This is a genomic window from Arsenicicoccus sp. UBA7492, assembly GCF_002479615.1.
Classification (GTDB): Bacteria; Actinomycetota; Actinomycetes; order Actinomycetales; family Dermatophilaceae; genus Arsenicicoccus; species Arsenicicoccus bolidensis.
In genome coordinates this window covers 50,892-76,585 of the sequence record NZ_DLOE01000045.1, presented here as the reverse complement: position 1 = coordinate 76,585, position 25,694 = coordinate 50,892, and the positions used below count along the sequence as shown (strand labels likewise).

Sequence of the window (25,694 nt, the reverse complement as noted above, 5' to 3'; positions counted from 1 at the left end):
ACCTCGGTGCCGGGACGTGCGTCACGAGCAGCGCTCGTGACAGGACACCTTGGACTGTAGCCTCCGCCCGCGAGAGGGGGCAATGCCTTTATCGACCTGATCCGCCAGGCGGGACCCGATCAGCCTTCTTTGCCCGCGGATTCCTTTGCAGCGGAAAGGATCTCGTCGACGTCGGCGCCACCGAGAATGGCCAGCACGGACTCGCCGTAGAGCCCCAGCTTGCGGGCCCCCACCCCGGAGACGGTGGCCAGGGCAGCGACGTCGGACGGCACCTGCTCGGCGATGGCCGTCAGGGTCGCGTCGGTGAACACGACATAGGCGGGCACGCCGGCAGCGGCCGCGGTGGCCTTGCGCCAGGTGCGGAGCGCCTCGAAGGTGGCCTCGTCGTAGGTGGGCGGGCAGTCCCCACAACGCCCGGTCTTGCGCTCGGCGGCCGAGCTCAGCTCCGCCCCGCACGTGCGGCAGAACGCCGGCTTGGCGATCGACGGCTTGCGCTGGCGGCCGGTGGCGCCGGCGGCCTTGCGGGGCGCGGACCTGGCGCCCTCTCCCAGGACCGACGCGGCATCGTCGAGGAACCGGCTGGGGCGACGGGAGGCCCGTCCGCCCACGTTGCGGGACGCCGCCCAGGACAGGGCGAGCTCGCGACGGGCACGGGTCAGGCCGACGTAGAGCAGACGGCGCTCCTCCTCGATGGCCTCCCACCCCTCGGCCATCGAGATCGGCAGGAGGCCGTCGCTGCAGCCCACGAGGTGCACGACGTCCCACTCCAGGCCCTTGGCGCTGTGGAAGGACGCGAGCGTGACGCCCTGCACCGTGGGGGCGTGCTGGGCCGCGGCACGCTCCGTGAGGTCGGCGACGAGCTCCGGCAGACGTGCGTCCGGCTGCGAGGCCACGAGGTCGTCGGCGAGGGCCACCAGCGCCTGGAGGGACTCCCAGCGCTCGCGGGTGGCGCCGCCCGAGGCCGGTGGTTGCTCCGACCAGCCGACACCACCGAGGACGTCCCTGGTCAGTCGCCCGAGCGGCACCGTGCCGTCGTCGGCGCGCGCCTGCCCCCGCAGCAGCAGCAGCGCGTCGCGGACCTCGCGCCGTGAGAAGAACCGCTCCCCTCCGCGGACGAGGTAGGGGACGTCGGCGTCCGCGAGCGCGGACTCCAGCGCCTCGCTCTGGGAGTTGGTGCGGAACAGGATGGCGATCTCGGCGGGTGGGGTGCCCGCGTCGATGCGACGCCTGATCTCGGCCGCGACACCGCGCGCCTCGGCCTGGTCGTCGTCGTAGGCCGTCAGCCGGGGCTGGGGACCGTCCTCGCCCTGCGCCTGGAGCTGCACGAGCGCTCGGCCCGCGCCCGTGCGGCTCGCCTGGCCCTGGGCGCGCAGCATCACGTTGGCGAGCCCGACCACCTGGGGCGTGGACCGGTAGTTGCGGACGAGCTTGACGACGGCCGCGTCCGGGTAGCGCGCCGAGAAGCCCAGCAGGTGCGCGGGCGAGGCGCCGGTGAAGGAGTAGATGGTCTGGGCCGCGTCGCCGACCACGCACACGTCCTGGCGGTCGCCGACCCACAGGTCGAGCAGCCGCTGCTGCAGGGCGTTGACGTCCTGGTACTCGTCCACGACGAAGTGGCGGTACTGCCCGCGCACCTCGCGGGCCACGGCCGGGTGCTCGTCGAGGATGCCGGCCATGATCAGCAGGACGTCCTCGAAGTCGATGACCCCGCGCTCGCCCTTGACCTCCTCGTAGGCCTGCAGCAGGCGTGCCATCGCCGTCGCGTCCAGCCCTGCGGGGTCCCGGCGGGCGTGCCGTGCCGCGGCGGGATAGGTCTCGGGCGTCAGCAGGCTGACCTTGGCCCACTCCACCTCGGCCGCGAGGTCCCGGATGGCAGGGCGGTCGAGCTGCAGGTGCAGCCTGGCCCCCGCCTCCGCGACGGCCCCCGCCTTGTGCGGCATCACCTCGGGCGCCGCACCGCCGATCGCCCGGGGCCAGAAGTAGTGGAGCTGGCGCAGCGCCGCGGCGTGGAAGGTGCGGGCCTGGACCCCTCCGGCCCCGAGGTCGCGCAGCCGGGTGCGCATCTCGCCGGCCGCGCGGGCGGTGAAGGTGACGGCGAGCACGCGCTGGGGGACGTAGACGCCGGACCGCACGCCGTAGGCGATGCGGTGCGTGATCGCGCGGGTCTTGCCGGTGCCCGCACCTGCCAGCACGCACATGGGCCCGAGGGGTCGCTCGGCGACCGCCCGCTGCTCAGGATCGAGGGCGGTCAGTATGTCGTCAGGGGTCGCAGCCATCGCCCGAAGTCTCCCAGATGCCACCGACATACCTCGACGCGGCGCCGGCCCACCCGCCGTGGCTCACCAGGGGACGGGAGGACCATCCTGGAGCGCGGCGATGGGCTCGCCCAGCCAGCGCTCGACGAGGTGGTAGGCCACCGAGATCGGGGTGCCGCCGGACAGCACGGCGCCGGCCCGGATGTCGGCCCGCAGCTCGTCGCGGGAGTACCACCGGGCCTCGGCGATCTCGTCGTCGGCGAACCGCAGCTGGCCGTCGCGGGCGCGGGCGGTGAACGCCAGCATCAAGGATGCCGGGAAGGGCCAGGGCTGGTTCCCGGCATACTCGACCGCCTCGACCTCCAGCCCGACCTCCTCCTTGACCTCGCGGGCCACCGCCACCTCGAGGGACTCCCCCGGCTCGACGAACCCGGCGAGCACGGACAGGCGCCCCTCCGGCCAGGATGCGTTGCGCGCCAGCAGCAGACGGTCCTGCCGGTCGACCACGGCCATGATCACGGCGGGCGAGGTGACGGGATAGGACTCGTGGCCCTCCGGGCAGCGCCGCACCCAGCCGGAGCTGTTGACGGCCGTGGGGAGGCCGCACCGGGAGCAGAAGCGGTGCGCGCGGTGCCAGTTCGAGATACCGGCCAGCGTCGACGCCAGGGCGACGTCGAGCGGATCGAGCGTGAGGCCGAGCGAGCGCAGCCCCAGCCAGCGAGAGGGCTCGTCGGCGGCGCCGTCCCGCGCGGGGTCGCCGGGCCCGGACGCGTCTGGCATCGGGTCCCGGGCCACGCCCAGGTACTGACCGCCACCCTCGTCGGCCCCCAGGTAGACCACCAGGTCCTCGGCGGTCACCCGGACCTCGACCGGGCGGTGGAGCACGAGGGCGGACCCGTCGGCGCGAGCCTGGAGCAGGTCCCCACGGGACACCACGACCTGGGTGCCCTCGTCGTCGAGCAGCCGTGGCACGAGTCCCGCGTCGCCGCGCAACCAGCCTGAACGGTCCAGCGCGGAGCGGGACAGGGCCAGTTCGGGCAGGATTCGCGGCGCTCCGGTCACGCCTGACAGCCTAGACGCCGGGGCTCGCCTACCGTGGGGCGCGTGACCGTCGCCATCCGCTCCCCGTTGCACCTCGCCGCCCTGGCCAGCGCCGCCGTCAAGGGCCTGGACCCGGTGTCGGTGGAGCCCGTGCACGGGGAGGACGACCGGTGCGACGTCGCCCGCGTCCACGACTCGCAGCAGCGCACCTGGACGATCCGCGTGCCGCGGTCCGCGGCCGACGCCGCCCAGATGGAGTCGGCCGCGATGCTGCTCCCCCACCTCGACAAGCGGCTGGCGTTCGAGGTCCCCCAGGAGGCCGGCAGCGTCGCCCTGCGCGACTCGGGTCGGGCGATGGTCTACGCGCAGGTGCGGGGGCGCAACCTCGACTTCTCGAGACTCCCCGCCGGGCCCGGCCTGGCGGCCGCCCTCGGTCGCGCGCTGGGCGAGATCCACAACCTGGACCCCCGTCTCTACGACGAGGCCGGCGTCCCGGTCTACGACGCCGAGACCTATCGCACGCGTCACCTGGCCGAGCTCGACCGGGCGGCGAGCACCGGGCACGTCCCGGCGAGGCTGCTGAGCAGGTGGGAGCGCGCCCTGGAGAACGTCGCTCACTGGCGCTTCGCCCCAGCGACCATCCACGGTCGGATGTCCGGCGAGCTCCTCCTGGCCGACTTCGAGGACGACGGGGACGCCGCGAGCGGCCGCATCGTGGCGATCACCGGCTGGGACCAGGCTCGGGTGGCCGATCCGGCCGACGACTTCGCCGTGCTGTGGTCCCAGGCGACCCCAGAAGCGTTCGACACCGTGCTGGAGGCGTACGCCGGCACCCGGCACGAGCGCCCGGACCGCGCGCTGGAGATGCGCGCCAGGCTGGCGGGCGAGCTGCGACTGGTGCGCGAGCTCGTCCACGCCGAGGCCGCGCAGGACGACCTGGCCCGCAGGGAGGCGCAGTCGGCGCTCCAGCGGCTGGACGACGAGGTGGCCGGGGACGACCTGGTCGCGCACGTGCCGGCCGTGACCCTGCCCGGACCCATCGGTGCCCCCGAGACGATGGACGCCGACCTCGACGACGCCCCCCACCTGTCTGACGACCGTCATGACGCCGTCACCGGCCGGGCGCCGGCCGGCCGGCCCGAGCACCGACCCGCGGCTCGTCCGGCACCGTCGTTGGACGAGGAGGGCGCACCTACCCAGCCGGTGGTGCTGCGGGACGTCCGCACCGACCTGGCAGACGGAGCCGACGAGACGGTGCGAACGGGCTCTGGCGACGCACCCACCGAGGTCACGCGGATCGTCCCGGTCGCCGAGCCGGGCGAGTCGCGGCCGGGCCGCCGAACCGAGGGCGACACCTCTGCGGACGACGGTGCCACAGGGATCCGGGGTCTGCACCAGCGGCGGGACCAGCTCGAGAACCACGACGACGCGCCGGCCGCCTCGGGCGAGGGGGACCGCGACGGGGCAGCCGACGCTGTGCCGGTGGTGAAGGCGACGCCGGACGACACCGTCCAGGAGGACGAGTACGTCGTGGACACCACCCGACACACGACCACCCACCTGCGGCCCGGCGATCACTCCCGCTGACGGGCTGGGCGGTCAGCGGGGCGACTGACCAGCCGTGAGGTCGGCCACGAGCGTCGCCAGGGCCTGCTCGTCGGGGAGGTCCGGTCGCACGGTCTGGCCGGTGGCGGCGTAGTAGAAGGCGCCGTCGACGAGCGCGGGGTCGACCTGCTGCAACCGGGCGTAGGCGACCCGGTAGACAGCCAGCTGGAGCCGGCGCACCTCGGCTCGTCGACCGGTCGGCGGCGCGCCCGTCTTCCAATCCACCACCGTGAACCCCCCGTCCGGTCGGGGGAAGACGGCGTCGATGCGCCCGCGCAGCCTCGCGCCCGCCACGGTGGACTCCACCGCCAGCTCGATGGCCACCGGGGAGAGCGCCGCCCACTCGCTCTCGAGGAAGTGTGCCTTCATCAGGTCGAGGTCCCCCTCGTCGGCAGCGGACTCGTCCGCGCTGCCGGGGAGCTCGTCCAGGTCGATGATGGCCGCCTGGGCGTAGTGCTGCTCGACCCAGGCGTGGAAGGCCGTGCCCCGCCGGGCCGCTGTGGCCGGGGCAGCCGGCATCGGGCGACGCAGCCCCACGGCGAACTCGTCAGGGTCGTCGGCGAGGGCCACGAGCGACGACGTCGACAGGTGGGGCGGTAGAGACACCAGCACCTCGGAGCGCTGCTGGGCCGCATCTCGCTCAGCGACGAGGACGGCGATCTCACGGTCCAGGTGCCGCCACTCGTCCGCAGGCGTGACCGCCGCCGCAGGCGTGGGCTCCACCTCGGGCGTGGGCGCCACCTCGGACGTGGGCGCCGTGGATCCGCAAGCCGCCTGGACCGCGTCGGCGGCCCGGGTGAGAGCTGGGTCAGGGGCGTCGCGCAACGGCCACGGCAGGGTGAGCTGATCCGCCAGCCGCGGGTTGGCGAGGTCGTCGTCGCGGGAGTCCGGCATCTCGGCCCAGGCTGTCGTGCGGGCGATCCCCGCCTCGCGAACCTCGTCCAGCAGGCGGGACGTGACCCGCGGGCTGCGCTGAGTGGCCCAGACGGGGGCGGTCAGCAGCAGCTCGTGGCGGGCCCGGGTGACGGCGACGTAGGCCAGTCGTCGCTCCTCGACGACGGCGTGCTGCCCGCACGCCAGCACGAAGGTTTCGATCCGGCTCGCCAGCTCCTGACGGTCCGGGCAGGTCGCCCAGTCGAGGTGCGGCAGGCCGGACCGGTCGCCCCGCAGGCCGAAGGGGAGGCTGTCGAGCCCGCTCAACCAGGCCTTGTCCTTGGGCGGCGGCACCCGCCACCCACCGTCGTCCCGGGCGGCGACCCGGGCGTCGTGGGCCGGGAAGGTGCCCTCCTCGAGCCCGGGGACGACCACGAGGTCCCACTCCAGCCCTTTGGAGGCGTGGACCGTCAGCAGCTGCACGGCTCCCGGGGTGGGCGCGGTCTGACCGGCGGCGAGGCCTCTCTCGCGAGCCTCGGCGACGTCCAGCCAGGTCAGCAGACCGCCCAGCGTGGGCCGCTCGGACGACGAGGCGTAGGCGGCAACGACGTCGGCGAAGGCCTCGAGGTGGACCCGGGCATCGGCGACCGAACGCCCCGGTCGCGCCATGAGCTCGAGGTCCAGCCCCAGCACCCGCTCGGCCTCGCCGACGACCTCGGGCACGGTGGCGCTCAGGACCTCGCGCACCCGCCGGACCCTGCGCCGCAGGTCGACGAGCCGCGATCGGCCGGTGTCGCCCAGGGCGCGGCCGTGGGCGTCGTGCCATCCCGTCGGGGGTAGCCGGTCCAGCGCCTCGACGAGGCCCACCTGCTCCGGCTCCCCCACCTCGCCCCCTCGACCTAGCGACCGTGTCCAGGCGTGCAGGCCTGCGAGGTCGGCCGGGCCGAGGCGCACCAGCGGCCCCGTGAGGAGACGCATCAGGTGGTCACCGCGGGAGGGGTCGTCCACGACGTGCAGGAAGGACACGAGGTCGACGACCTCGGGCATGCTGAGGAGCCCGCCCAGGCCAACGACCTCGACGGGCAGGCCGGCGGCGGTGAGGGTCTCCGCGAGCAGGGTGAACTGGCTCCGCTTGCGGCACAGCACGGCGGCCGTCGGGCGCGGGTCGCCGTTCAGGCCGACGGTCGTGCCGGTCTCGCTGGGATCAGGCTGCGCCGCCAGCCGCTCGCTCAGCCAGTCGGCGATGTGCGCGGCCTCGGCCTCCAGGGTGTCGAGGCGGGCCGCCTCCACCTGACCGGGGCCGGCCCCGGGGCGCGGCTCGAGGACCGCCACCTCCACCGGGCAGGCGGCGGTGAGGGGCGCGGCGATGACGTTGGCCGCAGCGAGGATGGCGCCGTCGTTGCGCCAGGAGGTGGACAGCGGCAACGTGCGGGCGGGCCCAGCGGGTCCGGGGAACTGCTGGGGGAAGGACGTCAACGTGGTGGAGCTGGCGCCCCGCCAGCCGTAGATCGACTGGTGCGGGTCCCCCACCGCCATGACCGGAACCGTCTCGTCCGCCTCGGCGTAGAGCCGGCGCAGCAGCACCAGCTGCGCCTCGCTGGTGTCCTGGAACTCGTCGAGGAGGACGGCACGGAATCGCTGCCGCTCCCCCCGACCGACGTCGGGGAAGGCGCTCGCGATGCGGGCTGCCACGGACATCTGGTCGGCGAAGTCCAGGCTCTCCCGCGCCCGCTTGACGCGCTGGTAGTCCAGGATCAGCGGGACCAGGGCCTGCCGCTGACGCAGGACCCCGATGGCCTCCAGCACCGGCTTGAGCGGCGTCTTGCGTCCCTCTCCGTCGGGGAGAGCGTCCCAGGCCGCCAGGAGTCTGCGCAGGTGGTCGCCAAGGTCCTCGGGGGTGCCGAGGTGCTCCGCGAGCTGGCCGGAGAGCGACAGGACCGCCTCGACGACCGTGGACACGGCCGGGACCGCCCGGCCGGCGGCGCTGCTGACGGTGTCCAACGGCCCCGGATAGGCCTCGACGACCTCCTGCGCGAGCTGCCAGCAGGACGCCTCGGACAGCAGCCGGGCCCCGGGCTCGTTGCCGAGCCGTAGGCCGTGCTCGGACACGAGCCGGCCGGCGTACGCGTGGTAGGTGGAGACCGTGGGCGTGAGGTCGAGGCCGTCGTCGGGTGAGCCGTCACGCCACAGCCCGGCGGCCTCCAGCTGCCGCAGCCGGCGTCCGATGCGCTCGGCCAGCTCACCGGCAGCCTTGCGGGTGAAGGTGAGGCCGAGCACCTCCTGCGGCTGGACCAGACCGTTGGCGACGAGCCACACGACCCTGGCCGACATGGTCTCGGTCTTGCCCGAGCCTGCCCCGGCCACGACCAGCAGCGGCTCCCGAGGAGCCTCGATGACGGCCTGCTGCTCGGCCGTCGGCGGAGGCTGGCCCAGGGCCTGGGCGATGTCGAGAGCACCGATCAGCGTCACAGGGTCCTCCCCTCGGGCTGCGCCGGGCAGGACCTGCGGACCGGGCAGTAGGAGCAGTGGTCACCCGGCGTGGCGGGGAAGCTGTCGCCGGCCATCCCCTCGGCGGTCGACTCGACGAGCTCGCGCGCCCACCCCGGGTCGTCGGCCTCGACGGCCGGCGCCTGCGGTTGGACGCGGGGGGCACGTCGGTCGCCGCCGAGCTGCAGCAGGGCCGCACCCGCGGACCCGGTGCCCGAGGGGAAGGCACCGGCCTCGACGGCGGCCTGGTAGGCCGCCAGCTGCGCGTGGTCGGCGAGCTCGGCCTGCGTGGGGGCGCTCTTGCCCGTCTTGATGTCGACGACCCGGAGGCGACCGTCCGGGGCACGCTCGAGGCGGTCGACGCGGCCCGTCAGCAGGGCGCGCCCGATCTCGACGCGGGCCTCCTGCTCGACCGCGACGAGCTCCCACCCCTCGTCCCGGATGGTGCGGGCGTAGTCGGCCAGCTTGTCGACCATGCGACCCGCCCGGTCGTGGTCGTGCCGGCCCCGCCAGCTGTCGGGCAGCCCGAGCTCGGGCCAGCGCCGGTCGAGCTCGCGCCGCAGGGTGGTGGCGTCGGTCAGGTCGACGTCGGGGTCGGCGGCGATCTCGTGCACCAGGGTGCCGAGGTCGGCGGCTCCCCGATCGCCCCCCTCGCCCCCATGGCTCCGGAGCACCCACATGAGCCGGCACCTCCCGAAGCTCTCGATGCGGGACGGCGACACCGGCACCGGCAGGTCGTCGGGATAGAGCGGCCGCGCATCCGTCTCACGGCGCAGGGCCCACCAGCTGCCGGGATCGGCGCCAGGAACCCCGGCATCGGCCAGCGCCCCGAGCCGGGCTGCTGCCTGCTCCCGGTGTGCCGCGTCGTCGGAGAGGACGCGGCGGCGCAGCTCGGCCACCACGCCGGTGAGGGTCATCGGTCGGGGCACCTCGAGCACGCTGCGCCCGTCGCCCTCGGGAGGGTCGATGACGTCGAGGTAGGACGAGGGCTGCTCGTCCTCGGAGGACACCGCCGTGACCACCAGGCGACGACGGGCCCGGCTCACGGCGGTCAGCAGCAGTCGAGCCTCGTCGGAGCGGACCGCCGCGAGCGCCTCGCGCGGTCCGTGACCGCGCCCTGCCAGCAGGTCGACCAGGTGCTCGGACCCGAGCAGGGACCCGCGCAGCCGCAGGTCCGGCCAGACTCCCTCCTGCACCCCGGCGACGACCACCAGGTCCCACTCGCCCCCGGCCGCACCCTGAGGGGTGAGCACCTGGACGACGTCGGTCGTGGGGGCCTGGGCGACGAGCGAGTCCGCCGCGACCTCCTGACCGAGGACCTGCTCGAGGAAGGCCTCCGGGCCGGCACCGGGCAGTCGCTCGGCGAAGGCACCGGCTGCCCCGAACAACGCGACGACGGCGTCAAGGTGCCGGTCGAAGCGCACGGACATCGGCCCGGACGACAGGGCGGCCCCCCTCCAGTCGTCGGCGACGCCCAGCGCGGACCACAGCTGCCACAGGATGGACTCGGCGGTTGTCTCGGCCGACCACCGACCCTCAGGGGTGAGCCGGGCCGCCCCGGCAGCCCTCGCGATCGCGCGACCGAGGCGCCGGACCGGTTGGGTGTCCACGGTGGGGAGCGCGTCGTCGTCGAGCGCGGACGGGTCGGACGGGTCGGACGGGCGCAGGAGCGCGGCCACGAGGAGCTGGTCGGGGGCCCGGTGGCCGCCCGCGGCCTGCTCGCGCCGCCGCAGGGCACGGCGCAGCCGCCGCACGGCGACCGGGTCGCTGCCGCCGAGCGGTGAGAGGAGCAGGTCGACGGCGACGTCGGGCTCCAGGGGACGCTCCTGGCCCCGCGCGACGCGGACGACGACCTCGAGCAGGGTGAGCAGGGCCCGGGCTGCGGGCTCCTCCCGGACCGGCAGGTCGGTCATCGCGGTGGGGACCGGCACGCCGGCGGCCGCCAGGGATTGACGGAGCGCGGCGAGCCGGGACCGGCCTCGACACACCACGGCCATCTGGGACCACGGCACCCCGTCGACGAGGTGGGCCCGGCGGAGCACGCCGCTCACGTGCGCGGCCTCCTGCGCGGCGCTGCGGAGCAGCACCGTCTCGACGGTGCCCTCCGACCCCGCCTGCGCCGCCCCGGGGTCGGTCTGATGGGTCGTGGCTGCTGCGTGGTCCTCGACCTCACGGTCCGCCACGCCCGCGTCGTGCCCCGCGCCCGGCCCGACGACGGGGTGCCCGGCCTCGCCGACCGGCGCCTCCGTCCCCGCCTGCCTGTGAGCAGTGACTCCGACAGCGCCGACCTGACGCGAGACGCGGGCGGTGACGGCGGCGAGCACGCGCCCCTGGCGGTGGGAGCACCCGAGGACGTGCGTCTCGCCCAGGCTGAGCAGGTCGTCACCCCCGAACCACCGCTCCCAGTCGGAGGCGAAGACCCGGGGGTCTGCCCCGCGGAAGGTCTGGACCGCGGTGTCCGGGTCGCCCACGAGCACCAGCGGCGTGGAGGGCGCGCGCACGACCGAGAGCAACCGCGCCGCCGACCAGGTCAGCTCCTGGGCGTCGTCGACGACGATCAGCCCGATGCGGCTCCGCACGCGGTCCAGCGCCTCCGCCGACTCCTCGAGCCGGTCGGCAGCGGCGGACAGCACCCAGGCCGGGTCATAAGCGCCGGGGCGGGAGAAGGCGGTGACCTGGTCGTACTCCTCCAGCACCGCCGCGGCGGCGCGCCACTCGGGGCGCCCGTGCCAGTCGGCGAGGACGACGAGATCCTCCGGGACCAGCCCCCGCTCGACGGCCCGCATCAGCAGGTCACGCAGCTCGGCGCGAAAGCCCCTGGTGCCCAACGCCTCTCGCACGGACTCCGGCCACTCCGGGCCCCGCACCACGCCGAGGGCGTGGCCGTCGAGGAGCTCCTTGAGGATGGCGTCCTGCTCGGCCCCGGACAGCAGCCGCGGAGACGGGTCCCCCACCAGCGCCGCCTCGGAGCGCAGGACGCCGAACCCCAGCGACTGGTGCGTGCGCGCCAGCGGCGTCGTGGTGGTGCCGCCCAGGCGGCTGGTGATGCGGTCCCGCAGCCCGGCAGCCGCGACGCGCGAGGAGGTGAGCAGCAGGGCCCGGTCGGCCTCGACGAGGCCGCGCCGCACGCGGTCGACGACCAGCTCGACGGCCAGCGTGGACTTGCCGGAACCCGGTGCGCCGACCACCTGGAGGAGCGAGGCGGTCGAGGCGAGCACGGCCCGCTGGCGCTCGTCGAGGACGGGCGCCTCGGCGAGGAGCGGGGTCGGCGTGCGCCGGAGCTGGACCATGCCTCGATCACACCAGACACCACTGACACACCCCCGCGCGACAGCCCGGGGGGACGGGACGGATCGGCATGTCGGTGCTGGGGCGGGGGGCGGAGCCCGGGCGATCAGGCCCCAGACGTGGGCTCGTCCCCGGGGATCCACGCACCCTCGGCGTCCCACCGGGCCAGGGGCAGGTCGATGCGCGTGCCGGTGACCAGACCGCCGACGAGCGGCATCGACTCGGCTCGCCACTGCTCGCGAGCCCGGGCCGTGAGCTGCTCGGGGAGGGAACCGTCGGCCCGGACGACGCGCCACCAGGGAGAGCCCCCGGCATACCGGCTCATCACCGACCCGACCTGCCGGGGCCCGCCACGTCCGAGGAGCTGCGCGACGTCGCCGTAGGCGAGGGCGCGTCCGGGCGGGATCTGGTCGACCACCTCGAGCACGTCCTCGGCGTAGTCCCCGATCACCGCGTCCGCGGCCACGCCGTCAGTAGGTGGGGAGCGACGGGTCGACGTCGCGGACCCACGCCAGCACCCCGCCCTCGAGGTGACGGGCGTTGGTGTGGCCGCCGGCGATCAGGGCCTGCAGCGCGGTCGCGGACCGGCCGCCGACCTTGCAGTGGATGACGACCTCCTCGCCCTCCTCGAACCGCGCTGCCGCCCGGCCGGAGACGAACTCCTCGAGCGGGACGGGCTCCGCGCCGGGGATGGAGACGATCGACCGCTCGTCCTCGCCCCGGACGTCGACCAGGCGGAAGCTGTCGGGGCGCTCGCGCAGCATCTGCGCGAGCTCGGGGGCGGTCACGGTCGGGAGCATGGCGTGCACGTCGTCCTCCTGGGTGGCGGGCAGTCCGCAGAACTGCTCGTAGTCGATGAGCTCGGTGATGGTCGGGTGGTCGCCGCAGAGCGGGCAGTCGGGGTTGCGCTCGACCTGCAGCGTGTCCCACCGCTGGGACAGGGCGTCGTGCAGCAGGAGCCGGCCGACGACCGGGTCGCCCATCCCCACGACGAGCTTGATCGCCTCGGCCGCCTGCACGGCTGCGACGGCGGCGCACAGGACACCGAGCACACCGCCCTCGGCGCACGAGGGGACGGAGCCGGGCGGCGGCGGGGTGGGGAAGACGCACCGGTAGCAGGGTCCCTCCCCCGCCCACCAGACGCTCACCTGGCCCTGGAAGCGGAAGATCGAGCCCCAGACGTGCGGTATGCCGACCAGGGCGCAGGCGTCGTCGACGAGGTAGCGGGTGGCGAAGTTGTCGGCGCCGTCCACCACGAGGTCGTAGCCGCGAAGGAGCTCAAGGGCGTTGCTCGAGTCGAGGCGAAGCTCGTGCTCGATCACCTGGACGTGCGGGTTGACCTCGCGCACGCTCTCGGCCGCCGACCGGACCTTGGACCGGCCGATGTCGGACTGGCCGTGGATGATCTGGCGCTGGAGGTTGGACTCCTCGACGACGTCGGCGTCCACCACCCCCAGGGTGCCGACGCCCGCGGCCGCGAGGTAGAGGAGGGCCGGGGACCCCAGCCCCCCGGCTCCCACGACCAGGACGCGGGCGTTGGCGAGGCGCCGCTGCCCCTCGCGGCCCACCTCCGGCAGCAGCAGGTGGCGCGAGTAGCGCTCGACCTGCGAGGTGGACAGCTCGGGCCCGACGTCGACGAGCGGTGGTCGTGCCATGCGGCGACGATACCCCGCACCGGGTGCGAGGCGGCAGGCGTGGAGCCGTCCGAGTAGCATGGCCGGACCCGTGGCCAGGCGCCTCGGGCCCCGGCTGAAAGGACCCCGATGACCACCGCACCGGACCACGTCTCCACCGAAGCCGCCCGCCCCGGGCGCCTGCCACGGTCGGAGCGCCGGGCCCAGCTGCTGGAGGCCGCCCAGGACATCTTCGTCGAGTCGGGCTACCACTCCGCCGCCATGGACGCGATCGCCGAGCGGGCCGGCGTCTCCAAGCCCGTTCTCTACCAGCACTTCCCCAGCAAGAAGGACCTCTACCTCGCCCTGCTGGACCAGCACTGCACCGCGATCGTCGACCTGGTCCGCGAGGCGCTGGGGTCGACGGACGACAACCGGGCCCGCGTCGCCGCCACCATCGCGGCCTACTTCGAGTTCTTCGACCGGGACGGCGCGCCGTTCCGGCTCGTGTTCCAGTCCGACCTGACGGGCGAGCCGGCGGTCCGCGAGCGCCTGGACCGGGTCGAGACCGAGTGCGCCGAGGCGATCGCCGACGTGATCAGCGGGGACGCCGCGCTGTCCCGCGAGCACGCGCTGATCCTGGGGATGGCGCTGGCCGGCGCCGCGCAGAACTCCGCCCGCCACTGGGTCACCAGCAGCTCCGAGACGGGCGTGACCCGGACCGAGGCCAGCCGACTGGTGGACACGCTCTCGTGGCGGGGGATCGGCGGCTTCCCCAAGGCGGACGCCCCCGGCGAGGCCGCCACCGCCTGACCGGGAACACCCCGACCCGCCTGGCGGTTGGTCACGGACGAGAGCGTCCGGCCCGCCCGCCGGCACCGACCACAACGAAAGGACCCTCCGTGGAGGTCAAGATCGGCGTCCAGAACGTCGCCCGCGAGATCACCTTCGAGTCCGCACAGTCCCCCGAGCAGGTGTCCGAGGCCGTCGCCACGGCCGTCCGCGACGGCTCCCTGCTGACGCTCCAGGACGACCACGGACGGACCGTGGTCGTGCCGGGCGACCGTCTCGGCTACGTCGAGATCGGCGAGGCCGCGAAGTCCCGGGTGGGCTTCGGCTCGCTCTGAGGCAGAGCGGCGTCAGACCGCAGGACGGCGGGGATGTGGTGCAGACCACATCCCCGCCGTCTTGCGGTTGTCATTGTTTCGTGATGCTGGAGTGATTGAACAATGCATGGAGGGGTATCCCATCAGTGACACCGTGTAAGCAGCCCCCCGAGACCGCGGGGTAGCTCACGAGGCGAGGCACCCCTCGCGTCACGCACCTACCAAGGAGAGTCACATGCTGGGCACCATCATCACCGCCATCATCATCGGCGCCATCATCGGCGGTCTGGCCCGTCTGGTCATGCCGGGCAACCAGAACATCTCGATCCTCATGACCATCGTCCTGGGCATCCTGGGGTCGGCCATCGGCTCCTGGCTCGTCTCCCAGTTCGGCTACAAGAACGCGTCCGGCGGCATCGCCTGGATCGCCGTCCTGGCCGGCGTCGTCGTCGCGGCCATCCTGATCGCCATCTACCTGAGCATGACCGGTCGCAAGGGTCGCGTCTGACCCGCACCGAGACCGTATGCCGGAGGGCGGCACCCCCACGAGGGGTGCCGCCCTCCGCGCGTGCCGTCACCGGACGGCATACGACCTCCGTCAGCTCGAGAGGCCGAGCCGACCCATGCGCTCGGTGTGGGCCTCGGCGAGGCGCGTGAACATCCGGGACAGCTCGGCCAGGTCACCGTCCGGCACGAGCATCGCCACCAGCTCGGGGTGCGCGGCGGCCAGCTGCTGCGCCTGGGACATCGCCTCCCCCATGAGCCTGCGCCCCCACAGGGACAACCGGCCCGCCACCGCGGGGTCGGCGTCCACCACCTTGCGGAGCTCCTGCTCGACGAACTCCGCCTTGCCCTCCGACTGCAGGACCCGCTGCATCAGCGGGCGCTCCGCCTCGCCGACGAAGTCGCTCGCCTCGCGGTAGAGATCCATCGCCAGCCCGTCGCCCACGTAGGCGTTGACGAGCCGCTCCGCCCAGGACCCGGGCGCCGTCCGCCGGTGGAAGGCGTCGATGGCCCCCACGAACGGCGCCATCGCGGCCTGCGGATCCGCGCCCAGCGCCCGCAGCCGCTCCTCGAGCGCCTCGTAGTGCCGGAACTCGCGGGCGGCCAGCCGTCCCAGCTCGGCCCGGGCGGCCGACGTGGGGGCCAGCTCGCTGTCGCCGGCGAGCCTGGCGAACCCCGTCAGCTCGCCGTAGGCGAGGGCTGCGAGGAGCTCGACGACACCGGTGTCGGACGCTGCGGGGCTCATGTGCACCCAGAGTAGTCGTCCCGCCGGTAGACTGGGTCGGACCAAGGTGCCCGGTCGGCACGAATCCAGGTGGACCACGTGGTCCCCTCCGCAGCGAGCACGCTGCCCGAAGACCTCCGATCGGCTCCGCTCATCCCGTGAGCCTCGTAAGAGGTCGCCGGCCGCCTCGCGGCTGCAGCCCCCGGCGGCTCACCACGCCCGACAGGACACCCGCATGACCAACCCCGCCCTCGACACCCCCGTCGACGAGCAGACCCGCGCCGAGGCGGCCCAGGTCGCCCCCGAGCTGACCTTCGCCGACTTCGACGTCCACCCGGACATCGTCGCGTCGCTGGCCTCGCTCGGGATCGAGCACCCCTTCCCCATCCAGGCCATGACCCTCCCGGTCGCCCTGGGCGGTCACGACATCATCGGCCAGGCCAAGACCGGCACCGGCAAGACCCTCGGCTTCGGCATCCCTATGCTCAACCGCGTGGTCTCCCCCTCCGACGAGGGCTTCGCCGAGCTGCGCCACGCGGGCAAGCCGCAGGCCCTGGCCGTGGCCCCCACCCGTGAGCTCGCGGTGCAGGTCGCCGGCGACCTCGAGCGGGCCGGACGGCAGCGCGGCGTGCGCATCGCGACGATCTACGGCGGGCGCGCGTTCGAGCCCCAGATCGAGCAGCTGCAGCGCGGCGTCGAGATCGTGGTCGGCACCCCCGGTCGCCTGCTCGACCTCGCCAAGCAGGGACACCTCGACCTCTCGCACGCCAGCATCGTGGTCCTGGACGAGGCCGACGAGATGCTCGACCTGGGCTTCCTGCCCGACGTCGAGAAGATCCTGGCCCTCACGGCCCCCAGCCGGCAGATGATGCTGTTCTCGGCCACCATGCCCGGTGCGGTCGTGGCGCTGGCCCGCCGCTACATGAGCCAGCCGACGCACATCCGCGCCATGGGCGACGAGACGGAGAACAAGCACACCGTCAAGGCGATCGAGCAGTTCGTCTACCGCGCGCACGCGCTCGACAAGGTCGAGATGCTCGCCCGGATGATGCAGGCCAAGGACCGCGGCCTGACCATCATCTTCAGCCGCACCAAGCGCACCGCCGCCAAGGTGGCCGACGAGCTCAGCGACCGCGGCTTCGCGGCCGGGGCCATCCACGGCGACCTGGGGCAGGGCGCACGCGAGCAGGCGCTCCGCGCGTTCCGCAACGGCAAGATCGACATCCTCGTCGCCACCGACGTCGCCGCCCGCGGCATCGACGTCGAGAACGTCACGCACGTCGTGAACTACCAGTGCCCCGAGGACGAGAAGACCTACGTGCACCGCATCGGCCGCACCGGCCGCGCCGGACACACCGGCATCGCCGTGACCTTCGTCGACTGGGACGACGCACCCCGCTGGGGCATGATCAACAAGGCCCTCGACCTCGGCATCCCCGAGGCCGTCGAGACCTACTCGTCCTCCCCCCACCTCTACAGCGACCTCGACATCCCCGAGGGCACCAAGGGCCGGTTGCCCCGCACGGCCCGCGTCCGCGAGGGCCTGGACGCCGAACGTCTCGAGGACCTCGGCGAGACCGGCCAGCGCGCCGGCAAGGGTCGCCAGGGTGGCGGCCACGGCGGACGTGACGGCGGACGCGGTGGGCGCGGCGGCCGCGAGGACGGTCGCGGCAGCCGCGAGGACGGTCGCGGCAGCGGCGAGGACGGTCGTGGCGGACGTGAGGACGGTCGCGGTGGTCGTGGTGACCGCACTGACCGCGACGCCTCGCACGGCGGCACCGAGCGTGATCGTCCGTCCTCGGATGGGGGTGAGGGCGGGTCCGCCCGTCCGCGCCGCAACCGGAGCCGTCGCCGCACCCGCGGTGGCCGTCCCGTCGAGGGGCAGTCTCCCGCGCAGGGCGGTCAGGACTCCTGACGCCGGACGCCGCGAGGCGCCATACAACACCAACTGTCCAGGTCACGGGCCCTTCGACGACATCGGCGGAGGGCCCGTCGCCGGTTCGTCCGATTTGCCAGGCAGCGGTCAGACCCGCCACAGTGGTGCTTCCTGTGGACGACCAATGACGGGCCGGGATCCTCGGGGGGTCTGCCGGCCCCTGAGGAGGAACCACCGATGTCCGATCAACCGCCACACTCCGTGACCACCGAACCGCCTGAGCCTTCGCGCTCGGAGGGGCCTGGTCAGCAGCCGCTCCCGGAGGGCGACGGCCGCGACCACGCCCTGCTCGCCGGTCTCGCGACCGCGGTGCCCGAGTCCACCGCCCGCCGGCCCGGCGTCGACAAGATCACCTTCGGCATCACGGCCGTCCTGGCGATCGCCTTCGTGGTGTGGGGATTCCTCGGCACCTCGTCGCTCTCCACGGCCTCGTCCGGGGCGCTCGGCTGGGTGATGACCAACGCCGGCTGGGGCTTCGTCCTCATGGCCTCGATGTTTGTGGTGTTCGTCCTGTGGCTGGCCGCGAGCCGCTACGGCGACGTCCCGCTCGGTGGTGACCACGAGGAGCCCGAGTTCTCCACGCGGTCCTGGATCGCCATGATGTTCAGCGCCGGGATGGGCATCGGCCTGATGTTCTACGGCACGGCCGAGCCGCTCACCCACTACATCTCGCCTCCCCCGCGCAGCGGCGGCGAGGCGCAGTCGCCCGAGGCGCTCCAGACGGCGATGGCGACCACGCTGTTCCACTGGACGCTGCACCCGTGGGCGATCTACGCCGTCGTCGGCGTGGCCATCGCCTACTCGACCTTCCGCAAGGGTCGCAGCCAGCTCATCTCGTCGGTCTTCGCGCCGCTGATCGGGCGCCGCCGCGCCACCGGTCCGCTGGGGCGCGTCATCGACATCCTCGCGATCTTCGCCACGCTCTTCGGCTCCGCCGCCTCGCTGGGCCTCGGCGCGCTGCAGATCGGCGCCGGCATCGAGTTCAACGGCTGGGTCGACAGCGCGGGCGCCAACCTCCTGGTCATCATCATCGTGGTGCTGACCATCTGCTTCATCCTCTCGGCCGTGAGCGGCATCTCCCGCGGCGTCGAGATGCTGTCCAACGTCAACATGGTCCTGGCGCTCGTGCTCGCGGTCTTCGTGTTCCTCGTCGGCCCGACGCTGTTCATCCTCGACCTGCTGCCCACCGCGCTCGGGACCTATGTCGACCAGCTGGCCCGCATGGCCTCGCGGTCCGACGCCAGCGGGCTCGAGCCGATGAAGGCCTGGCTCTCCACGTGGACCGTCTTCTACTGGGCCTGGTGGATCTCGTGGACCCCCTTCGTCGGGATGTTCATCGCGCGCATCAGCCGCGGCCGCACCATCCGCCAGTTCGTCACCGGCGTGCTGCTCGTCCCGAGCCTCGTCTCGCTCGTGTGGTTCGCGATCTTCGGTGGCGCCGCCATCGACGCGCAGCGGAGCTTCGGCGACATGGCGTCCAAGGTCAAGGGCGAGCTGCTGGTGGACGCCGACGCGTCGCTGTTCCAGCTGCTCAACCACTACCCGCTCGCCGGGGTCACGACCGTGCTCGTCATGGTGCTCGTCGCGATCTTCTTCGTGTCCGGCGCCGACGCGGCCTCGATCGTCATGGGGACGCTGTCGGAGCACGGCACGATCGAGCCGAGCCGCAAGACGGTGATCTTCTGGGGCGCCGCGACGGGCGCCGTCGCCGCGGTCATGCTGCTCGCCGGGAGCCTGAACGGCGACATGAAGGAGGCCCTCAGCGGGCTGCAGAGCCTGGTGATCGTCTCGGCGCTGCCGTTCGGGATCGTGATGGGCGGCCTGTGCGTCGCGCTGGTCAAGGACCTGCAGAGCGACCCGGTCGTGCGCCGTGCCGCCCTGGCCGACCGCCTGATGCGCGAGGCCGTCGTGCGCGGCGTCTCCGAGCACGGCCACGACGACCTGCAGCTGATGGTCCAGGAGAACGGGGCGACCCGTGACGAGACCCCGCAGCCGCGTCGCTTCGACCGGTTGATCGGGCGCTACCGCAACGGCTGATCGGGTCCGCCCGAGAGGCACCGTGGAGGGGAGTCGACCGTGTCGGCTCCCCTTCGCGCTGCCCCCGCCCGCTACGTCCCTCCGACGTCGTCCGGCTCCAGCGCCGCCCAGGGCGCCCGCTCCGCCACGTGGGCGCTCCCCTCGGGGCAGTGGGCGCGGAAGTCGCACCACCCGCACAGGGCGGACACCTGCGGCGGGAACTGGTCGGACTCCACCCCTCGCTCGCGGTAGTCGGCGTCCGCCCGCCTCAGGTCCACCGCGATGGACTCGACCTCGCCGACCTTGCGGTCCAACGACTCAGCCGTATGACGGTGCCGCGCCACCGTGCCCGTGGGCACGTGATGCAGCTCGACGTCCACGCAGGGACGCTTGAACATCCCGGCGACCGCCACGGCATACATCGCCATCGGCAGGGAGGTCCGCAGCTCGTCCACCGTCGAGGGCCGGCGCGAGGTCTTGTAGTCCACCACCACGAGCGCCCGTCCGCCGTCGGACGTCGGCCGGTCGTCGAGCCGGTCGATCCGCCCGGTCAGCGCCACCGTGCCGGTGCGCACCGAGACGGTTCGCTCGATCCCGACCGGGCGGTTGCCCGGGGCGATCCCCCGGAGGTAGTCCGTGACCTCCTGCTGCGCCGTCCGCAGCCAGCGGCGGGACATGGCGGCGTCGCGGAACCCCACGTCGACCCAGCTCGCGGCGACCAGCGCGTGCGCCCGGTCCACCGACCACTGCTCCACCGGCACGTCCCACCAGTCCCGCAGCGCGTTGTGCACCGCGATCCCGAGGCTGGTGTGCGCCCGCTGCGGGGCCGCCTTCGGCTTGGGTCGGTCGAGGTACTGCAGGCGGTAGCGCCGCGGGCAGTCGAGGTAGGCGAGCAGGCGGGACGGGCTCGCGGCATACAGCCGCTGCGGCATCCCGGCGAAGGTGCCCTGCCCGGCCGGCTGGTCCGTGGACTGCTGGGTCATGCCGTCGACCCTAGGCACGCGCGAGCCGAGGAGACCATCCACCGCGCCGCCTGTGGACGACGACGCCCGGAACGCGACAGGCTGTGGACGACGAGGCTCAGGGACGCAGCACGGGCACGCCGCTCGCCCGGTCCTCGATCTGCTCCAGCACCCCGGGCGCCGTCGTGTGCTCGCCGATGCGGTTGAGCTTGCCGTCGCCGTGGTAGTCGCTGGACCCGGTCTGGAGCAGCCGCAGGGACCGGGCCAGCGCGGCGCCGTGCGCACGTTGCCGGGGGTCGTGGTCGCGGTGGTCGATCTCCAGCCCCGCGAGGCCCGCCTCGGCCATCGCCTCGATCACCGAGTCGTCGACGACCCGCCCCCGCTTGGCGGCGAAGGGGTGCGCCATCACCGGCACTCCCCCGGCGGCCAGCACCAGCCGCACCGCCTCGACCGGGTCCGGGGCGTAGTGCGAGACGTAGTAGGGCGACCCGTCGTGCAGGTAGTCGCGGAAGACCGCGTTGCGGTCGGGCAGGGCTCCGAGGGACACCAGCGCGTCCGCGATGTGCGGCCGCCCGATCGTCGCGCCCTCCCGCACCTGCGCTAGGACGACGTCATAGGTCAGCTCGGGGAACCGCTCCTGCAGCCGCTCCACGATGCGTTGTGCGCGGCTCTCGCGCGACAGCCGGGCCCGCTCGATCTCGGCCACCAGGTCCGGGTCGGCGGGGTCGTGCAGGTAGGCCAGCAGGTGGATGCTGATGCCCTGGTGAGCGCAGGACATCTCCATGCCGCGCACCAGCGCCACCCCCGTCTCGTCCACGACGCCGGCCGCCTCGTCCCACCCGCTCGTCGTGTCGTGGTCGGTGAGCGCCACGACGTCCAGGCGTGCGTCGCGCGCCGCACGGACCACGTCCGCAGGGTCTTGCGTGCCGTCGCTGGCCAGCGAGTGCGTGTGCAGGTCGATGCGCATCCCGCCAATCTAGGCGCTGGCGATGCGCGGTCGCGTCAGCGGCGGGGCATCAGGACCGTGTAGTCCAGGTCGAGCACGACGTGCGGCAGGTACTTCCCGTCCTCGCCGCGCAATGGGACGTCGGCGCACGGGTGGTCCTTGGTGGCCACGGTGCGGATCCGCAGGGCCCCCACGTCGTGCCGGCCCGGCAGCTCAATCCGCTCCAGGACCTCCGACCAGGCGTAGATCGTGTGTCCCGCGAAGGTCGGGTTGGCGTGGCTGCCACCGTTGATCGCCGCCACGGAGAGGGCGTTGCCGAGCCCGTTGAAGGTCAGCGCTCGGGCGAGCGAGATCACGTGCCCGCCGTAGATCAGCCGCCGCCCGATCGCCGAGGACGCCTGGGCGTGCTGGTCGAAGTGCACCTTGGCGGTGTTCTGGTAGAGGCGGGTGGCCAGCATGTGGTCCGACTCCTCGATGGTGACGCCGTCGACGTGGTCGATGCGCTCGCCGACCTCGTAGTCGTCCCAGAGGAACTCGCTGCCCGCGAGCGCCGTGTCGTAGCCGCCGACGACCCGCCACGGGGCGATGAGCTCGGACGCCGGCACCGCGCCGGGGAGATCGGGGATGGTCGTCTCCCCCAGCCGGTCGGCAGGGACGGTCTCGCGGCGGCGGACCATCACCCAGCGGACGTAGTCCAGGACGACCTCGCTGTCCTGGTTGCGGCCCTCGGTGCGGACGTAGACGTTGCCGGAGGCGCCGTTGGAGTTGGGCTTGAGGCCGATGACCGTCGAGGTGGCCGTGAGGGTGTCGCCGACGTGGACCGGGCGGTGGAAGCGGCCTCCGGCATACCCCAGGTTGGCGACCGCGTTGAGCGAGATGTCGGGCACGGACTTGCCGAACACGACGTGGAAGGCCAGCAGCTCGTCGACCGGCATGCGCTCCAGCCCGAGGCCGCGGGCGAAGGTCTCCCCCGAGGTCAGCGCGAACCGCGAGCCGTAGAGCCCGGCGTACAGCGCGACGTCGCCCTCGGTGATGGTGCGCGGCGTCGCGTGGACGAGCTCCTGCCCGAGCCGGAAGTCCTCGAAGTAGTTGCCGGCCGTCGTCTTGGACATCGTGGGTCACCTCGTCGTGGGCGGTCTGGGTCCGCCGCCCATGCTGCCGCAGCTGGTCCCCCCGGGGCACCCGGGTGAGGCGTGCCCTTGCTCACTCCGGCCGTATGCCGTCCCCCTGCACGACGGGGAGCGTGCCCGTGGTCGCCGCCTCGAGCCGCTGCGTCGCGCCCTCGGCCTCGGGGCTGCCGGCGGCCACCGCCTTGTCCGCCCGGGACCCGTCGCCGCGCGGCGAGGCGTGGCGCAGGTTGCTTCGGCCGGGTCGCGCGAGGTAGGTGCCGAGGGACGCCCCGGCCGCGAGCGCCAGCCCGACGCCCGCGGCGTTGAGCAGCGTCATCGTGCCCTCGCCGAAGGAGGTGCGCGACCCCGCGTGGACCATGATCTCCAGCAGGCCGCGATAGACCATCGACCCGGGCATGAGGGGCACCAGGGCGGCGGTCGTGAGGGCCAGCGACGGGACCGCCAGGCGCCGGCCGAGGTGCACCGACACCATGGCCGCCACGAACGCTCCGACGGCGCTGGACGAGATGCTCCCGAGGCCGATCAGCGTGCCGGCGAGGTAGCCGACCCAGCCCAGCACGCCCATCCCGGCGCACAGCACCACGGTTCGCGGCCCGGCATACGTCGAGATGGCGAAGAAGGCCGAGATGAGCAGCGACCCGCCCAGCTGCTGGGCGAGGCTCCCGAGGGGCGGCGCGGCGCCGCTGAGGACGACGGGGATCCCGACGCGCTGGGCGAGCTGGAGGGTCATGAGGATGCCCACGACGATGCCGAGGGTGAGGATGACGACTTCGAAGGATCGGGCCCCGGCGGTGACGTAGTAGCCGTCGATGGCGTCCTGGGCGGCACCGACGACGGACAGACCCGAGAGCATCATCACGATGCCTCCGGCGACGATCAGCTCCGGGCGCACCCCCTCGAGCCACGTGATCCCCTGGTAGGCCCCTGCCATCAGGGCGGTGGCGGCGACGGTGGGGATGGCGGCGGCGAACACCTGCATGAAGAACGGCGGCACCTGCTTGCGGGCCAGCCAGCCGATGAGCAGGTCGATCGCTGCGGACGCCAGGAACGCGACGATCGTGATCAGGAACGACGCGTTGAGCAGCACGCACACGGCCGCGGCGACACCGGCGTTGCCGAAGGTCACGACCCACCGGCGATAGGGGTGCGGGGCCCGCACGATCGCGGCGAAGACCTCGAAGGCCTCGTCGACGTCCTGCTCCTCCTCGATCCGGTGGACCAGGGCCTGCAGCCGCTGGAGGCGGGTGTAGTCGATGCTGCGCGCCCGCACCACCCGCAGCGTCGTCAGCGGCTCCCGGTCGTGACCGCGGTAGTGCGAGACGGAGATCGACGTGTAGGTGACGTCGACGTGGACGGCCTTGAGCCCGAAGGCCTTGGTGATGCGCAGGGCGTTGAGGGTGACGTCGTTGGCCGAGGCACCGTGCGACAGCATCATCTCGGCCACGCGCATGGCCAGGTCGAGGGCCTTGCGCGTGAGGATCGGGTCCACCTCGTCGGGGTGCAGCTGCAGCACGCTCGTGCCGTCGCTGGGGCGAAAGACCCGGACGGCCTGCTGGGCGGTGCGGCGCAGCCCCCGGGGCGCGGAGGGGCGCCGTGGCAGGGGCGAGGACGGGTAGTGCGGCTTCGTCACGCTCCGTACTGTCCCCGTCGCCGCACCTGCGACGCAAGCCGCCTCCCCGTGCGTGGCACGATGGTCGCCATGACGAGCGAAGAGCAGCCGAAGGCCGAGCACCGGAGCCGACCCACCAGCGCCGAGTTCCGTGACTTCGTCGCGACGGGGTGGGCGCCACGAGCGACCGAGCCGACGCCGCGCTCGGAGGTCGCGGACGTGACGGTGCCCCGCCGCGAGGCCGTGTCAGCCGAGTTCGCGGGCGAGCGGCTCGTCATACCGGCGGGTGGTCTGAAGGTCCGCAGCAACGACTGCGACTACGTCTTCCGGCCGCACACCGCCTTCTCCTGGCTCAGCGGCCTCGGCGCCGATCGCGAGCCGGACGCGGTCCTCGTGCTCGACCCGCTGGAGCAGGGCGGCCACGAGACCACGCTGTTCTTCCGGCCGCTGGCCCCGCGCGACAGCGAGGAGTTCTTCGCCGACAGCCGGTATGGCGAGTTCTGGGTCGGCGCCAGGCCCACCATCGCCGACGTCGAGTCAGAGCTCGGCGTGCGGGCCCGCCACATCGACGAGCTCAAGGACGTGCTGGCCAAGGACGCGGGCCAGGTGCAGCTGCGGGTCGTCCGGGACGCCGACGCCGCCGTGGCTGCGCTGGTGGACGAGGTCCGCCAGCAGGCGGGCGTCACCGAGTCGCAGACGGAGGTGGACGAGGCGCTGTCCCGCTCGCTGTCCACCCGGCGCATGGTCAAGGACGCGTGGGAGGTCGACGAGATGCGCAAGGCCGTCGCCGCCACGCACCACGGTTTCGAGGGGATCATCGCGGACCTGCCCGAGGCGGTCCGCCGCGGCCGGGGCGAGCGCTGGGTCGAGGGCGTCTTCGGCCTCTACGCCCGGCACGAGGGCAACGGCGTCGGCTACGACTCGATCTGCGCGTCCGGCGACCACGCCAACACGCTGCACTGGATCAAGAACACCGGCGACATCCGCGACGGCGACCTGATCCTCGTGGACGCGGGCGTCGAGGTGGACTCGCTCTTCACCGCCGACGTGACCCGCACCCTGCCGGTCAACGGCATCTTCAGCGAGCCGCAGCGGCGCGTCTACGACGCCGTGCTCGCCGCGCAGGAGGCCGGCCTGGCCGCCGTCAAGCCCGGCAACCGGTTCAAGGACGTCCACGCGGCCGCGATCCGGGTCATCGCCGAGCACCTGCACGCGTGGGGGCTGCTGCCCGACGGCGTCACCGTGGACCAGACCCTGGACCCCGAGCACGGGCAGTACCACCGTCGCTGGATGGTGCACGGCACCTCCCACCACCTCGGCATGGACGTCCACGACTGCCAGCTCGCGCTGCGCGAGGACTACATGAACGCCGAGCTCGTGCCCGGCATGATCCTCACGGTCGAGCCGGGGCTGTACTTCAAGGCCGACGACGAGCTCGTCCCGGACGAGCTGCGGGGCATCGGTGTGCGCATCGAGGACGACGTGCTGGTCACGGCGGACGGCCACGAGAACCTCTCGGCGGCCATGCCGCGCACGTCCGCGGACGTGGAGCGCTGGATCGCCCAGGTGCAGGAGCGCGGCCGCCCCTGAGAGGTCTGG

At 73.4% G+C, this 25,694-nt stretch carries 18 protein-coding genes; 7 read left to right on the top strand and 11 right to left on the bottom strand.

The genetic code is table 11. The features are described from left to right. Window positions 1-119 precede the first annotated feature (119 nt). Window positions 120-2,276, bottom strand: a complete 2,157-nt coding sequence (locus B4E97_RS13860; protein ID WP_029210386.1) for an ATP-dependent DNA helicase UvrD2 — start codon at window positions 2,274-2,276, stop codon at window positions 120-122. 63 nt (window positions 2,277-2,339) lie between these two features. Beyond that, window positions 2,340-3,317: an NAD(+) diphosphatase gene (gene nudC / locus B4E97_RS13855; RefSeq protein ID WP_019286147.1), complete on the bottom strand. Its 978-nt coding sequence runs from the start codon at window positions 3,315-3,317 to the stop codon at window positions 2,340-2,342. A 42-nt stretch (window positions 3,318-3,359) separates the two neighbouring features. Here nudC and B4E97_RS13850 point away from each other — a divergent pair, with 42 nt between their 5' ends. After that, window positions 3,360-4,883 (top strand): phosphotransferase, encoded by a 1,524-nt coding sequence (locus tag B4E97_RS13850; protein ID WP_286955770.1) that lies wholly within the window; start codon window positions 3,360-3,362, stop codon window positions 4,881-4,883. A gap of 12 nt (window positions 4,884-4,895) precedes the next feature. Here the strand turns inward: B4E97_RS13850 and B4E97_RS13845 are convergent, their stop codons facing one another. The 4 genes from B4E97_RS13845 to moeB all read right to left on the bottom strand — a co-directional run bounded on the left by B4E97_RS13845 (window position 4,896) and on the right by moeB (window position 13,204). Next, window positions 4,896-8,243 carry an ATP-dependent DNA helicase gene (locus B4E97_RS13845; protein ID WP_286955769.1) on the bottom strand — a complete coding sequence of 1,116 codons (3,348 nt, stop codon included), beginning with the start codon at window positions 8,241-8,243 and terminating at the stop codon, window positions 4,896-4,898. Continuing rightward, entirely contained in the window at window positions 8,240-11,551 is a 3,312-nt protein-coding gene (locus B4E97_RS13840; RefSeq protein ID WP_286955768.1) for an ATP-dependent helicase, read from the bottom strand. Before B4E97_RS13840 ends, B4E97_RS13845 begins: the two co-directional genes overlap by 4 nt. A 104-nt stretch (window positions 11,552-11,655) precedes the next feature. Then, on the bottom strand, window positions 11,656-12,015 hold the full coding sequence (locus B4E97_RS13835) for an MGMT family protein (protein ID WP_029210381.1): 360 nt from the start codon (window positions 12,013-12,015) through the stop codon (window positions 11,656-11,658). 4 nt (window positions 12,016-12,019) lie between these two features. Continuing rightward, on the bottom strand, window positions 12,020-13,204 hold the full coding sequence (gene moeB, locus B4E97_RS13830; protein WP_286955767.1) for a molybdopterin-synthase adenylyltransferase MoeB: 1,185 nt from the start codon (window positions 13,202-13,204) through the stop codon (window positions 12,020-12,022). Between the two features lie 108 nt (window positions 13,205-13,312). Here moeB and B4E97_RS13825 point away from each other — a divergent pair, with 108 nt between their 5' ends. The 3 genes from B4E97_RS13825 to B4E97_RS13815 all read left to right on the top strand — a co-directional run bounded on the left by B4E97_RS13825 (window position 13,313) and on the right by B4E97_RS13815 (window position 14,776). Then, window positions 13,313-13,975, top strand: a complete 663-nt coding sequence (locus B4E97_RS13825; protein ID WP_019286152.1) for a TetR/AcrR family transcriptional regulator — start codon at window positions 13,313-13,315, stop codon at window positions 13,973-13,975. A gap of 89 nt (window positions 13,976-14,064) precedes the next feature. Next, the gene (locus tag B4E97_RS13820; protein WP_029210379.1) at window positions 14,065-14,289 is read left to right on the top strand and encodes a DUF3107 domain-containing protein; all 225 of its coding nucleotides are present in this window, start codon (window positions 14,065-14,067) and stop codon (window positions 14,287-14,289) included. A 214-nt stretch (window positions 14,290-14,503) separates the two neighbouring features. After that, window positions 14,504-14,776 carry a GlsB/YeaQ/YmgE family stress response membrane protein gene (locus tag B4E97_RS13815; RefSeq protein WP_019286154.1) on the top strand — a complete coding sequence of 91 codons (273 nt, stop codon included), beginning with the start codon at window positions 14,504-14,506 and terminating at the stop codon, window positions 14,774-14,776. Between the two features lie 90 nt (window positions 14,777-14,866). Here the strand turns inward: B4E97_RS13815 and B4E97_RS13810 are convergent, their stop codons facing one another. Continuing rightward, complete coding sequence (locus B4E97_RS13810; protein WP_029210378.1) at window positions 14,867-15,517, bottom strand: ferritin-like fold-containing protein; 651 nt, start codon at window positions 15,515-15,517, stop codon at window positions 14,867-14,869. A gap of 214 nt (window positions 15,518-15,731) precedes the next feature. Here B4E97_RS13810 and B4E97_RS13805 point away from each other — a divergent pair, with 214 nt between their 5' ends. Both B4E97_RS13805 and B4E97_RS13800 read left to right on the top strand, forming a co-directional pair. Then, window positions 15,732-17,411: a DEAD/DEAH box helicase gene (locus B4E97_RS13805; protein ID WP_286960282.1), complete on the top strand. Its 1,680-nt coding sequence runs from the start codon at window positions 15,732-15,734 to the stop codon at window positions 17,409-17,411. A 198-nt stretch (window positions 17,412-17,609) separates the two neighbouring features. Next, the gene (locus B4E97_RS13800) at window positions 17,610-19,469 is read left to right on the top strand and encodes a BCCT family transporter (RefSeq protein WP_286960281.1); all 1,860 of its coding nucleotides are present in this window, start codon (window positions 17,610-17,612) and stop codon (window positions 19,467-19,469) included. 71 nt (window positions 19,470-19,540) lie between these two features. On the opposite strand, the gene B4E97_RS13795 is transcribed toward B4E97_RS13800, so the two are convergent. From B4E97_RS13795 to B4E97_RS13780, 4 genes are all read right to left on the bottom strand, one after another. Continuing rightward, window positions 19,541-20,431, bottom strand: coding sequence for a RecB family exonuclease (locus B4E97_RS13795; protein ID WP_286960280.1), 891 nt, complete (start codon window positions 20,429-20,431; stop codon window positions 19,541-19,543). Window positions 20,432-20,528: 97 nt separating this feature from the next. Beyond that, a complete protein-coding gene (locus B4E97_RS13790) occupies window positions 20,529-21,377 on the bottom strand; it encodes a PHP domain-containing protein (protein WP_029210374.1) in 849 nt (282 codons plus the stop codon). A 35-nt stretch (window positions 21,378-21,412) separates the two neighbouring features. Further along, complete coding sequence (locus B4E97_RS13785) at window positions 21,413-22,468, bottom strand: MaoC family dehydratase (protein ID WP_286960279.1); 1,056 nt, start codon at window positions 22,466-22,468, stop codon at window positions 21,413-21,415. A 91-nt stretch (window positions 22,469-22,559) separates the two neighbouring features. Next, complete coding sequence (locus tag B4E97_RS13780) at window positions 22,560-24,116, bottom strand: threonine/serine ThrE exporter family protein (protein WP_286960278.1); 1,557 nt, start codon at window positions 24,114-24,116, stop codon at window positions 22,560-22,562. Between the two features lie 69 nt (window positions 24,117-24,185). Between B4E97_RS13780 and B4E97_RS13775 the strand changes: the two genes are divergently transcribed. Beyond that, window positions 24,186-25,685 (top strand): aminopeptidase P family protein, encoded by a 1,500-nt coding sequence (locus tag B4E97_RS13775; RefSeq protein ID WP_019286164.1) that lies wholly within the window; start codon window positions 24,186-24,188, stop codon window positions 25,683-25,685. The last annotated feature ends 9 nt before the right edge of the window (window positions 25,686-25,694 follow it).